The 12,022-nt window shown below is 63.9% G+C and carries 10 protein-coding genes; 2 read left to right on the top strand and 8 right to left on the bottom strand.

Annotated elements, in window-relative coordinates; translation table 11 throughout:
• Positions 1 to 46: 46 nt before the first annotated feature.
• Positions 47 to 1,504: an NAD(P)/FAD-dependent oxidoreductase gene (locus tag LN996_RS15865; RefSeq protein ID WP_231341359.1), complete on the bottom strand. Its 1,458-nt coding sequence runs from the start codon at positions 1,502 to 1,504 to the stop codon at positions 47 to 49.
• Between the two features lie 155 nt (positions 1,505 to 1,659).
• On the opposite strand from LN996_RS15865, the gene LN996_RS15860 reads away from it, so the two are divergent.
• Positions 1,660 to 2,490, top strand: a complete 831-nt coding sequence (locus LN996_RS15860) for a sulfurtransferase (protein WP_231341357.1) — start codon at positions 1,660 to 1,662, stop codon at positions 2,488 to 2,490.
• 60 nt (positions 2,491 to 2,550) lie between these two features.
• On the opposite strand, the gene LN996_RS15855 is transcribed toward LN996_RS15860, so the two are convergent.
• From LN996_RS15855 to LN996_RS15825, 7 genes are all read right to left on the bottom strand, one after another.
• A complete protein-coding gene (locus LN996_RS15855; RefSeq protein ID WP_231341350.1) occupies positions 2,551 to 3,237 on the bottom strand; it encodes an N-acetylmannosamine-6-phosphate 2-epimerase in 687 nt (228 codons plus the stop codon).
• Positions 3,234 to 4,244, bottom strand: coding sequence for an ROK family protein (locus tag LN996_RS15850; RefSeq protein WP_231341403.1), 1,011 nt, complete (start codon positions 4,242 to 4,244; stop codon positions 3,234 to 3,236). The genes LN996_RS15855 and LN996_RS15850 overlap by 4 nt, the downstream gene beginning before the upstream one ends.
• An 18-nt stretch (positions 4,245 to 4,262) precedes the next feature.
• The gene (locus tag LN996_RS15845; RefSeq protein WP_231341344.1) at positions 4,263 to 5,180 is read right to left on the bottom strand and encodes a dihydrodipicolinate synthase family protein; all 918 of its coding nucleotides are present in this window, start codon (positions 5,178 to 5,180) and stop codon (positions 4,263 to 4,265) included.
• Between the two features lie 37 nt (positions 5,181 to 5,217).
• Positions 5,218 to 6,024 carry an ATP-binding cassette domain-containing protein gene (locus LN996_RS15840; protein WP_231341342.1) on the bottom strand — a complete coding sequence of 269 codons (807 nt, stop codon included), beginning with the start codon at positions 6,022 to 6,024 and terminating at the stop codon, positions 5,218 to 5,220.
• Positions 6,021 to 8,132 carry a dipeptide/oligopeptide/nickel ABC transporter permease/ATP-binding protein gene (locus LN996_RS15835; protein WP_231341340.1) on the bottom strand — a complete coding sequence of 704 codons (2,112 nt, stop codon included), beginning with the start codon at positions 8,130 to 8,132 and terminating at the stop codon, positions 6,021 to 6,023. Before LN996_RS15835 ends, LN996_RS15840 begins: the two co-directional genes overlap by 4 nt.
• 3 nt (positions 8,133 to 8,135) lie before the next feature.
• Positions 8,136 to 9,092 carry an ABC transporter permease gene (locus LN996_RS15830; protein ID WP_024819607.1) on the bottom strand — a complete coding sequence of 319 codons (957 nt, stop codon included), beginning with the start codon at positions 9,090 to 9,092 and terminating at the stop codon, positions 8,136 to 8,138.
• A gap of 102 nt (positions 9,093 to 9,194) precedes the next feature.
• Positions 9,195 to 10,817, bottom strand: a complete 1,623-nt coding sequence (locus LN996_RS15825; RefSeq protein WP_374110784.1) for an ABC transporter substrate-binding protein — start codon at positions 10,815 to 10,817, stop codon at positions 9,195 to 9,197.
• A 338-nt stretch (positions 10,818 to 11,155) separates the two neighbouring features.
• Between LN996_RS15825 and LN996_RS15820 the strand changes: the two genes are divergently transcribed.
• Entirely contained in the window at positions 11,156 to 11,884 is a 729-nt protein-coding gene (locus tag LN996_RS15820; RefSeq protein WP_231341336.1) for a FadR/GntR family transcriptional regulator, read from the top strand.
• The last annotated feature ends 138 nt before the right edge of the window (positions 11,885 to 12,022 follow it).

Below are 12,022 nucleotides of genomic sequence, written 5' to 3'. Positions count from 1 at the left end.
GTCTGCGAAAAGTCTAACTGAACTGACTGGTCAGTTCAAATAGAAATTAGAGTCCGTACTTTTCCAAGAGTCGCAGCCACACTTCGCTGATGGTGGGATACGAGGGAACCGCGTGCCAGAGCCTGTCCAAGGGAACCTCGCCAACAATGGCTATGGTTGCCGAGTGGAGGAGTTCGGCCACCCCCGGGCCTACGAAGGTGGCACCGAGGATGACCTTGCGATCCTCATCCACCACGATCTGCGCCCACCCCTTGTAATCAGGGGAGTGCAGCTGGGAACCGGATACGTTGATGGGGAGTTCCACGCCGGTGACGTTCTTGCCCTGCAACAACGCCTGCTCCAGGCTTGGGCCCACGGAGGCGACCTCGGGGTCGGTGAACACCACGCTCGGGACCGCGTGATCGTTGGCGGTGTGGGCCCACGGGCTCCACGGCTGGGGCGTGCCCTTGAGCTTGCCGTTGGCCCGGGCCACGATGGCGTCACCGGTAGCGCGGGCCTCGTACTTGCCCTGGTGGGTCAGGAGTACCTTGCCGGCGGCGTCGCCGGCGGCGTAGAGCCAGAGCCCGCTCGTGCCATCGCTCGCTGGGCCTTCAACGAGTCCGCTGGATTCGGTGGTAAGCCGGAGTGGTTTGCCGTTCTGAGCCTCGACGCCCACATTCTCCAAGCCCAGGTTGGCCAAGGCGGGGTGCCTTCCCGAGGCCACCAGGAGCTTATCGGCGGTGACTGTCTTGCCGTCGAACGCGACCGTCACCGAGCCGTCGTCGTTCGTCCCGACCTTCTGGACATCGGTATGAACGTGGACGGACACGCCATCGGCGCGGAGCCCGGCCAGGACCAGGTTCGCGGCTTCCTCCGGGTAACTGCTCAGCAGTCGGCCGCGGGCAATCAGGGTCACGTCGGAGCCGAGACGGGCAAACGCCTGCGCCATTTCCACACCCGCCACGCCGCCGCCGAGCACGGTGAAGCGCCGGGGGACTTCCTTGGCTGCCGTGGCCCCGCGGGTCGTCCAGAACGGGACGTCCTTCAAGCCCTCGATATCGGGGATGGTGGGGGTTGATCCCGTCGCGACCACCACGGCATGGTGTGCCTTGAGTGCGTAGCTGTTGCCGTCGAGGCCATCAACCTGGACCTCGCGGGGGCCGGTGATGCGGCCGCGTCCACGGATCAACTCGATGCCGGCGCTGTCCAGCCATTCCACCTGGCTGCCGTCCTGCCAGTTATTGGTGAACCAATCCCTATGCTTGAGTGCGGCCTGGGCATCGACCACCCCGGTAACGGCCTCGGACGCGCCCGGGACAACTTGCGCGGCGTGCAGGACACTTCCTGGCCGGAGCAATGCCTTGGACGGGATGCATGCCCAGTAGGAGCACTCGCCGCCCACCAATTCGCTCTCGACAATCACCGCCGTCAGGCCGCCTCGGACCACCCGGTCCGCTACGTTTTCCCCCACGGCGCCCGCGCCGATCACGATTACATCGAATTCCCGGGAGCTCTCGGCAGTCATGGGGAAAGCCTACGCCGGGTGAGCACGGGTTGTGAGGCCCGCTTTGCGGGCTTCGCGTGGGTTTTGGGGCGCAGGGCGGGCCTCGTACGTGGCAGTTTGTCCGAATAGTGGGATCTGTATCTCAAAATATGGGACGGCTGACTAATCTGGGGTGCATGGAAGAAGAGCTGAAACCTTTTGTCGACTGGAGTTGGTGCGCGGACAACCCCGGGAAGTTCGTTCTTGCAGATTGCCGCTGGTATCTCGATGGCTCATCCGGGAGCGATGCGTATCGGCGCGGCCATCTTCCCGGGGCCGTCTTCATCGACCTGGACCAGTGGTTGTCCGGGCCGGCATCCCCTGAGGCCGGGAGGAACCCGTTGCCGGACCCCGAAGTATTCGCCGAGGGCATGCGGCAAGCGGGTATCAGTGACTCGGATGCGGTGATCGCCTACGACGACGCAGGTGGAGTCATCGCGGCCAGGCTCGTGTGGATGCTCCGGTCGACGGGACACAATGCAGCGATCCTCAACGGAGGCATGGCCGCTTACCCGGGAGAGCTCACAGCCCAAACACCTCCGCCACGCAGAGGGTTTTTCTCGGCACAATCCTGGCCCGGGCGCCTGCTCACCGATATCTCCGAGGTATCTGACGGCAAGTACCCCGTCATCGACGCGCGCAACCGTGACCGCTTCGATGGACTCCAGGATCCCGTGGACCCCCGCCCTGGACACATACCCGGGGCCGTGAACGTCCCGTGCCGCGGAAACCTCCACCCTTTGGGACATCTGCTGCCCGAGCTTGAGATTCGCGCGAACTTCGAACGCGCTGGCGTTTCGTCCGCAGGGAACACTGTCTCCTACTGCGGCTCAGGGGTGACCGCCTGCCACAACCTGCTGATGATGGAACAACTGGGAATGGGCCACGGCAAGCTGTTCGTCGGCGGATGGTCCCAGTACTCCCGCGCGCAGGAGCGGCCAGTGGCGGGGGTGTCACCGGGGTTGTGAGGCCTGCTTTGCGGGCTTGGCGTGGGTTTTGGGGCGCAGAGCGGGCCTAGCAACACAGGGTTACGCGTGCAGTGCGCCCTTGAACCAGCCCGTAATCGACGCCGGGTGGGTGATCGCAGTCCCCACCACTACGGCGAACGCACCGGCATCAAGGGCCTGCCGCGCGTGAGCCGGGGTATGGATGCGGCCCTCCGCGATGAGCGGCTTGCCCAGTCCGGCGGAAGCGATCTGCTCCAACAAATCCAAGTCCGGGCCGTTCGTTTTCGGGCGCTCGCCGGTGTAGCCGGCCAATGTCGTACCGATCAGGTCTGCCCCGGCGTCAACAGCTGCCGCTGCGTCGTCGAGGGACCCGCAATCGGCCATCACCAGCGCGTGGGACCCAGCGTGGATGCCGGCCACCGTTTCGGCGAGGGAAAGCCCATCCGGGCGTGCCCTGCGCGTTCCATCGATCGCCACCACATGAGCCCCGGCATTCGCCACGGAGAGTGCATGACGGAGCGTGGGGGTGATGAACACGCCGTCGTGGCCGTCTTTCCAGAGGCCAATGACCGGAACTTCGACGGCGGCACGCGTGAACTGCACGTCGGCCAACCCTTGTACGCGGACAGCCGCAGCGCCACCGATGACAGCCGATGCGGCCACCTGGCCGGTGGTGCGGGGATCGCGCATGGGCTCGCCGGGGTATGCCTGGCAGGAAACGATCAGTTGGGAGCGGAGGGCTTCAAGGCCTTCGGGTGTGAGGATCATGATGTTCCCTTACTTACGGACTGCTTAAGGACGAGTTTCGCAGCGCCAACGATGGCGGCTGTGTTGCCAAGGGTGGCCCGGACTACGGGCACGGAAGTCAACGGGGCAAGCAGTTCTTGGCGCAGGGCAGTTTCCATGGGTTTCCACCAGAGCTCTCCGGCGTCGGCCAGACCACCGGAGACCACCACAGTTTCAGGATCAAGGATGTTGATGAGTCCGCCCACGGCTTGTCCGGCAGCGGCTGCGCCAACACCGATGGCACGCACAGCGGCGGCGCGGCTGCCAGCGGAGTCAGCGCCAGCACCGCCGTCGTGCGCGTCAGGGACAGAAGATGCAAGGGCAAACACGCCCCGGGTGTCCACAGCCTCGTCCGAAGACCCGCCAAACCGCAAGTACGCCTCATGGATGGCTGGCCCGGAAGCGATAGCCTCGACGTGCCCGGTTCCACCGCAAACGCAGGCCAAAGGACGCCCGGAAAACACCGCAAAGGGTGAAGCAAAGTGCCCCACATGCCCGCCGACAAAACGGTGCCCCAAGACGGGAGCGCCGTCCAAGACAAAACTGCCGCCCACGCCCGTCCCGAACGCCACCATGAGTGAGCTGGAGGAACCTGCCGCCGCGCCAAGCCAGGCTTCGCCGAGAGCGTGCGCATGGACGTCGTTGACGGCCCGCACCGCAGCAGCCGGCAGCGAAAGCCGCGCAGCAAGCCCGGCCACAAGCGCAGTCCCGGCCCAGCCATGAATCGCGTCGGTCGCAGACACAACGGACCCAACAACAGCGTCAATAACCCCCGCGGAGCCGATGCCGACGCCGGAAACCGAAAGTCCGGCGTCGGCAGCGCGCTCCACCAAGCCCGCGATCAGCGCAGCGGTGGCATCGAGGATGGCTTCGCCACCAGCCCGGTTCAACGTCGGAATGGTCTCCGACATCAACACGTCGCCAGAAGGGGCAACAACCCCGGCGGCGGTTTTCGTGCCGCCGAGGTCAACGCCGATCACATGGGTCATGGAAGCGGTCATGGAACCTTAGACCAGCCCGTTCCGCTCCAGAATTGAACGAATTGCAGCCGTCTCGGAATCGTTCAGGGAAAGCATCGGCGAGCTCATCGTGTTGGACTCGATGACGCCCATCACCTGCAGCGCGGTCTTGAACGCACCCAGACCAGCGGCTCCGCCGGACACGCGGCCATTGGGGGTGTAGACGATCTCGAAGACGTCGGCCAAGCGGTCCTGCTCCCTTGACGCGAGAGCCCAGTCGCCAGCCTGGGCGGCGTCGAACAGTCGACGGTAGCCGGCCGGGTCAACGTTGCCGAGGCCGGGGACAACACCCTGCGCGCCGCCCAGGAGGGCGCCGTCCACCACAACTTCGTGACCGGTGAAGATGTCGAAGTTGGGGATGTCTTTTGCCGCGAGGAGCAGCTGGCGGAAGGAGACGTCGTCGCCGGAGGAGTCCTTGACGCCGGCAAGGACGCCATCGCGGCCGAGCCGGACCAGGAGGTCGGTGGGGAGCTTGAAGTGCGTGCGGACCGGGACGTCGTAGGCGAAGATCGGTTTCTCGATGGCGGCGTGGATGCTACGGAAGTGCGTTTCGGTCTCCGCGGCATTGCCAATGGCGTAGTACATGGAGGTGACCACGATCGCGTCGGCGCCGAGGTCAACCACCTTGCGCGCTTCTTCGATGACGCGGTTGGTGGTTTGTTCGTTGGCGCCCACGATCAGCGGGACGGCTCCCGCGTTGGCGTCGGCGATGGTGGAGACCACCAGCTCACGCTCGTCGTTGGTCATGTAGGGGACTTCGCCGGAGGAGCCCAGGACGAAAAGTCCGGACACACCGCCGTCGATCAGGTGCTTGGTGACGTTCTTCAGCGACGCGGTGTCGATGCTGCCGTCGGCGTGGCGGGGGGTGATGACCGGGGGGATGACGCCCTGGAACTGAGTGGACACAGAATTCTCCGTTGTTTGTAGCTTGTGAAGGGAAAAACTAGATGTGGAGCAGGCTTGGCGCGGCGCCGAGCAGCTTCTTGGTGTAGTCGTTGCTGGGGTTGTCGAAGACCTGGGTGGCTGTGCCCTGCTCGACGATCTTGCCGAAGTACATGACGCAGATGCGGTCCGAGACGTACCGGACGGTCTGGATGTCGTGCGAGATGAATACCATGCCGAGGTTCAGCTGGGTCTTCAGGTCGGACAGCAGGTTCAGGACCTGCGCGCGAACCGAAACGTCCAAGGCCGACGTCGGCTCGTCCGCCACGATGATGTCCGGATCCAAGGCCAGTGCGCGGGCGATCGCCACACGCTGGCGCTGGCCGCCGGAAACCTGCGACGGCGTCACTTCAGCTGCCGATTGCGGCAAGCCAACCAGCGCCAACAGTTCCTTGACCTTGGCAGCGCGGGAGGCTGCGTTGCCGATGCCATGGATCTGCAGCGGATCCGTCAGGATGTCCTGGATGGTCATGCGGGGGTTCAGTGCCGTCGCCGGATCCTGGAAGACCACGGAAACTGAGCGGCCGAACTGCTTGCGCATCGCTGCGTTCCGCTTGATGGCGGGCTTTCCATGGAACAGAACCTTGCCCGACGTCGGCGGCTGCAGTCCCACGAGCACTGAAGCGAGCGTGGACTTGCCGCAGCCGGACTCACCGACGATGCCCACGGTTTCGCCGCGGCTGATGGTGAAGTCCACGCCGTCCACGGCTTTGACGATGTTCGGGCGGAACAGGCCACCGGTGCGTGCATGGTGGTAGACCTTGACGTCTTTGAGCTCGATGACCGGCTTTCCGGTTGATTCACTCATTTCGCGTCCTCCTTCAAATGGCTGGCCCAGTAGTGGTCGGCATCGTCTCCGTTCGCTGTGGCAACCGTGGTGAGGACCAGCGTCTGGTGGGGATCGGCGTCGGCGCGCAGCGAGCGGGCCGCGAAGCGGTCTCCTGTTGCAAAGTCCCGCGGGGACGGGACAGTGCCGGGGATCTGGTGGAGGCGGACAGCGTCGGCCTCGATGGAGAGGACCGCACCCAGCAAGCCGCGGGTGTACTCGTGCTTGGGGTTCTGCAGCAGTTCGGAGGCCTGTGCGGATTCAACCACCTGGCCGGCGTACATGACCGTGATGCGGTGGGCCAGGGAGGCCACCAACGCGAGGTCGTGGCTGACGAACACCATCGCGAAACCGAGCTGTTCGCGCAGTTCGTTGAGCAGATCCACAACCTGCTTCTGGACGGTGACATCCAGGGCGGTGGTGGGCTCGTCAGCAACAACAATCTTCGGCGAACGGGACAGGGCCATGGCGATCAGCACGCGTTGGCGCTGGCCGCCGGAGAGCTCGTGCGGGTAGCTGGCGAGGGTCCGGACGGGATCCAGTTTCACCATTTCCAACAGCTCGGCAGGAGTCTTGCGACCCCCGCGCTTGGTCAGCTGTTCCATCTGGTCCTTGATCTTCATGGACGGGTTCAGGGAGCTCAACGCGTCCTGGTAAACCATGGCAATCTGCTCACCGCGCAGGCCCTCATAGGCTTTGGGGTTGCTGTGCTTGGTGGCGGAGTCCAGGAGTTCCTTGCCATCGAACTTGATGGAACCGGTGACCTGGGCGGTCTTGGGCAGCAGGCCCATGACTGCGAGCGAGGTGATGGACTTGCCACAACCGGACTCACCCACCAGGCCCATGGTCTCGCCTTCGCGGACAGTGAAGGAGACGTTGTCCACGATTGCGATGTCGCCGAAGCGGCCGGGGAAGCGGATGGACAGGTTCTTGACTTCCAGCACATTGCGGGCCCCGGAAGAGACCTGCGGGAGGCGGTCGGTGCGCTTCGCTTCGATGGCTGCCAGGAGCTCCAACTCGCGGTCCAGGAGGAGGTGCGGGTTGGCGGCGGCCAGCTTCACATCGGTGAGGACGGCTGACGTACCCACCTCAGAAGTGGCGGTGTCGCCGGAAGCGGCACGGACGCCGTCGAGCTCGTGTTCCTCAACTACGGAGGGCTGGGCGACGGAGGTTGCGACCTCGGTGTCCACGGCCACAATTGCGGTGGATCCGTCGTCGTCCTTTACTACGGGTGCGCGGCGCAGTTTCGGGTTCACCATGGCGTCGGTGAGGCCTTCGGCCAGGATGTTCAAGGAGAGCACCGTCAACAGGATGGTGACACCGGCGAAGGTGGTGGCCCACCAGCCGCCGGACAGGACCAGGTTGCGGCCGTAGGAAATGACGTTGCCCCATGATGGCGCCGGGTCCTGGACGCCTGCGCCGAGGAAGGACAGCGAGGCTTCGAGGATGATGGCGTCGGCCACCATGACCGTGGCGAACACCAGTACCGGAGCTGCGGTGTTGCGGACGATGTGCTTGACCAGGATGTAGAACCGTCCTGCACCAATCACGCGCTCGGCACGGACGTAGTCTTCGCCATACTGGGCCAGGACGTTGGCGCGGACCACTCGGGCCAGCTGCGGGGTGTAGATGATGGCGATCGCGATGATGATGGTGGGAACCGAGTTGCCGAAAGCAGCCAGCAGCACGGCCGCCAGCGCGATGCCGGGGAATGCCATGAGGATGTCCATGAGCCGCATGATGATCTCGTTCACGGATTTGCTGGACGTCGCGGCGAAGGAGCCGAGGAGCGCACCGGCAAGGATGGCCAAGGCCACCGCGCCGAGGCCGATCATCAGCGATGACTGTGCACCAAAGAGGAGGCGCGAGAAGATATCCCGGCCCAGCCGGTCAGTGCCGAAGAAGTGTTCTGCGCCCGGCGGGGTGGCCGGAATGAAGGTCTCCAGCGGATCGTGCGGGGCGATGACCGGTGCGAAAATGGCCGCCAGAACAATCATGATGAGGAAGAGCAGGGCGATACGGGAGCCCCAGGGCAGGGCCTTGAAACGAATGCCCGGGGCACTTAGCCGTTCTGCGAGCTTGCTGCGCATGAGCTATACCGTCCTGATTCGGGGGTTGATAAGCAGGTAGAGAAGGTCCACCACGATGTTCACCAGAACGAAGGTGACGGAGATGGTGAGCACCACGCCCTGGACCAGGTTGACGTCCAGGTTGGTGATGCCGTTGAGGATCAGTTGGCCCATGCCGGGGAGGGCGAAGATCATTTCAATCACGACGGCGCCACCCAGCAGGTAGCCGACGCGGAGTCCCAGCACGGTCACCGGGGTGACGAGCGCGTTGCGGAGGACGTTCTTGGAGACGACCTCGCGGTAGGGGACGCCGTTGCCGATGGCGGTGCGGACGTAGTCACGGTCCAGCTCTTCCACCATCGAGGTGCGGACCACCCGGATCAGCGATGCTGAGACGGGGATGCCAAGCGCGAGGGCCGGGAGGGCCATCGAGTTGAGCCAACCGCCGAAGCCGGACTCCGGCGTCGCAATTCCGCCCGAGGGGAACATCGGGTTCTCGCCCAGCGCGAACCACTGGATGAGCAGGATGCCCAGCCAGAACGATGGCGTGGCGATCGCTGCAATGGAGAAGACGCGGACCAACTGGTCCTGCCACTTGTCGCGGTACAGGGCGCCGAGGATGCCGAACGCGAGGGAAAGCACGATCGCGATGAGCACGCCCAGGAAGGTGAGCTGGAGCGTCAGGGGGAACGCCGAGCCAATCATGGATGCCACCGACTTTGCCGGCGGGGTGGTGACGCCGAGGTCGAACTGCAGGAGCTTTCCGAGGAAGCGGAAGTACTGCAGGACCAGGGGATCGTTCAGGCCATTGTCCTGGCGGTACTGCTGCTTGGCTTCTTCACTGGCGCCGTCACCGAGGGCGGAGCTTGCCTGGTCGCCGGGGGCGGCCTGCAGGACGAGGAAGACGAGCAACGTAATGCCCAGGATCATCAATGGCAATGCTGCAAGCCTGCGGCCAAGCAGACGCAATATCGTGACCAATTTGTTCTCCGGTTGGTTGGGTGCTGCTGGTTGCGGGGCCCGCTCTGCGGGCTATTTGGGGGATTCAGGCCGCAGAGCGGGCCCCACAACTCGAAGGGTGCTTTAGGCGGTTCGTCCGACGTCGACGAATGACAAGCCGGTGGTGGGCAGGGGCTGGAAGCCGTTGAGCTTCTTCTCGTCCCAGGCACTGGGCAATTGACGGTGGAAGATTGGGTAGAGCGGAACCTCGTCGGACACCATGTCCACGATTTCGCCGACGATCTTTTTGGCCTCGTCTCCGGAGGCCTGCGAGCCCTTGTTCATGAGGTCCTGCAGTTTGGTGCGCTCGGGGGTGGTCCAGAAAGCACGCTTGTCCATCCAGGTTGCGCCGGAGTAGAACCAGCTCAGGAGGAGGTCTGCGTCATTGCCGAAGACTGAGGGATCGCCCGGGGCCGCGACCACCGAGAAATCGCCCTTGCCCACGCGGTCGCTGTACAGCGCGCCGGACTGGAGGCTCTTGACGGTGACCTTGACGCCCGGAATCTTGTTCCAGGATTCAAGGATCAGCGGTGCAACATCCTTGACCCAGGCAGTGTCCGTGGTGAGCAGTTCGAACTCAAGGCTGGTAACGCCTGCCTGCTTCAGCAGGTCTTCGGCCTTGGAAGCGTCGTAGCCGTAGACATTCTTGGCCTTGACGTAATCCGGGTGGCCTTCCTGGAAGTAGGAGCTGGCGGCTTTTGCGTTGCCGAACAGCGCTTTCTTGATGATGGATTCCTTGTCCATGCCGTAATGCAACGCCTGGCGGACGAGCTTGTTGTCGAACGGAGCCTTGGCGCAGTTGAACATCAGGAACAGCATGCCGAACGACTGGACGGATTCGACCTTGACCTTGGACTTCAGGCCATCGACGTCCAGGTACGGAACGTCTTCGATGGCCTGGACACGGCCGGACTGGACGGCGGTGACGCGGGCGGCCGCGTCGGAGAGCAGCAGCCAGGTCATGCCCTTGGCCAGTGCGGGCTTGGGGCCGTTGTAGTCGGCGAACGCTTCGAAGACGATCTTGTCGTCCTTGACTGCGGAGATGAGCTTGTACGGACCTGATCCCACCGGTGAAGCGTCGAAGGCCTTCAGGTCGGTGGCGAGTGCCTTGGGAACGATCTTGACCACCGAGATACGGGGACCGAAGCCGGGGAAGGCGTACTTGAGGGTGAACTCCACCGTCTTGGCATCCAGCGGCTTGACGTCCTGGATGAAGGGGATGAACTGGGAGAACAAGGACTTGTTCGCCGGATCCATCACGCGGGTGAAGGAGAAAGCGACGTCTTCGGTGGTGACGGGGGAGCCATCGTGGAACTTTGCACCGTCGCGGATGGTCACCTGGTAGGTGGTGTCGTTGACCTTCTTGGGGTCCGCCGCCGCCAAGGCGTTGTAGGGCTGCCGAGTGGCGGGGTGGAGCTCGATGAGGCCTTCAAAGATGTGGAGGTTGGCGGCCATCGGCGTGGCTCCGGAGGAGCTCAGCGGATCAAAGCCAGTGGACAGCGCGTAGGAGATGCCTGCCTCGATGGTGAGGTCCTTGTTAACTGCCGCGGTATTGGTGGTCGTGCCCGTGGTGGTGCTGGCAGCGCCGCCGCACGCGGAGAGGGTTGCCGTGAAGGCGGCTGCTGCACCAACTGCGCCGCTTAGCTTCAGGAAGTTCCGGCGGCTGGCGTCGTTGACCAGCGGCAGGCTGTGGATCGTCTTGCTCATAGGGTGCCTCACCATTCGCGTTTCGTGGGTTATCGGATGTAGGACGTCCGATGCTCGTATTGAAACTGTAAGGGCGGTCACAACGGGACGTCAAGTGTGAATCGGCGCTGAGGGTGCTGGCGCACGCCTTGTGGATTGCCGGCTGCGGCCGGTTCGGAACGGAAACCTCAAGGATTTCGCGGCACATAGCTATGACGGAGGTGGGACATCCGATATTGTATGTTGCGAGTCACTCATTCTTTGGTGGGCACTAAGCTCGCCTCAATATTAACACCGCACTTGCTTCCAAGGCTGGCCTCCGCCCGCTTCAAGGCAAGTGCATCGGCAAGGAGAAAGCCATGACAACTTCCGGTGTGGTTCCGCAGGCGCGGTTCAGTGCACAGGCCCGGCTGCGGGCTTTGCAGTCGGACATTATGGAATTGATCCTTGAGCGCGAGCTCGAGGCGGGCGATCCATTGCCGACGGAAAGTGAGCTTTCCGGCGCTCTCGGCGTGGGACGCAATACGCTCCGCGAGTCACTCAAGGTGCTGCAAGCCCTCGGTGTCATCGAAATCCGGCACGGCTTCGGCATGTTCGTCGCCCCCAGCAACTTTGACGCCTTGGCTGACGGGCTGACTTTCCGGGGCCGCCTCTCCCTGCGTCACCAGGGCTTGGAAGCCTTGCAGTTGGTGGATGTGCGCCAGGCACTGGAATCCGGGCTCATCGGCTCGTCCATTGATGTCATGACCAAAGAGCAGCTCGCTTCCATCGAAGAAGCCGTGAAGCAGATGGAAGAGCTCGCCGCTGCCGGCGAAAACTTTGTGGCTGCGGACGCCGAATTCCACCGCCGGCTTTTCGAACCCCTGAACAACGAGCTCCTGATCAACCTCATGGGCGTGTTTTGGAAGGTGTACCGGAAGATCCACGTGGAGATCGGTCCGGGCAACGAGGACCTGGTCAAGACTGCCGCGATGCACCGTGGAATCTATGGTGCTGTCGCCGCGGGTGACAAAGTCATGGCCTCCGAACTGCTCAACCGGCACTTTGACGGCATCCGCCGCCGCATCAGCGAGGCCGTTGGGGACTAAGCGTCCGCGGTTAACGCAAGGGGCCGCGCGCGGTGGTGTGTTGGGTATTTATGGGCGGGGCCCGGGTTTTTTGGGGGGGGGGCGCCCCCCGCCGCCGCACATTGGGGGGGGCTGGGGGGGAAAAAAACAGCCGCCCCC

Source organism: Arthrobacter sp. AK01, assembly GCF_021109375.1.
Taxonomy (GTDB): Bacteria; Actinomycetota; Actinomycetes; order Actinomycetales; family Micrococcaceae; genus Arthrobacter.
The sequence above is the reverse complement of the archived record's forward strand: the minus strand, read 5'-3'. Positions and strand labels throughout refer to the sequence as shown.

Excerpts from the sequence above, each read along its gene's own strand:
- LN996_RS15850 (WP_231341403.1), bottom strand. The coding sequence starts at position 4,244 with ATGACCCATGTGATCGGCGTTGACCTCGGCGGCACGAAAACCGCCGCC.
- LN996_RS15855 (WP_231341350.1), bottom strand. The coding sequence starts at position 3,237 with ATGATCCTCACACCCGAAGGCCTTGAAGCCCTCCGCTCCCAACTGATC.
- LN996_RS15825 (WP_374110784.1), bottom strand. The coding sequence starts at position 10,817 with ATGAGCAAGACGATCCACAGCCTGCCGCTGGTCAACGACGCCAGCCGC.
- LN996_RS15840 (WP_231341342.1), bottom strand. The coding sequence starts at position 6,024 with ATGAGTGAATCAACCGGAAAGCCGGTCATCGAGCTCAAAGACGTCAAG.
- LN996_RS15860 (WP_231341357.1), top strand. The coding sequence starts at position 1,660 with ATGGAAGAAGAGCTGAAACCTTTTGTCGACTGGAGTTGGTGCGCGGAC.
- LN996_RS15835 (WP_231341340.1), bottom strand. The coding sequence starts at position 8,132 with ATGCGCAGCAAGCTCGCAGAACGGCTAAGTGCCCCGGGCATTCGTTTC.
- LN996_RS15820 (WP_231341336.1), top strand. The coding sequence starts at position 11,156 with ATGACAACTTCCGGTGTGGTTCCGCAGGCGCGGTTCAGTGCACAGGCC.
- LN996_RS15865 (WP_231341359.1), bottom strand. The coding sequence starts at position 1,504 with ATGACTGCCGAGAGCTCCCGGGAATTCGATGTAATCGTGATCGGCGCG.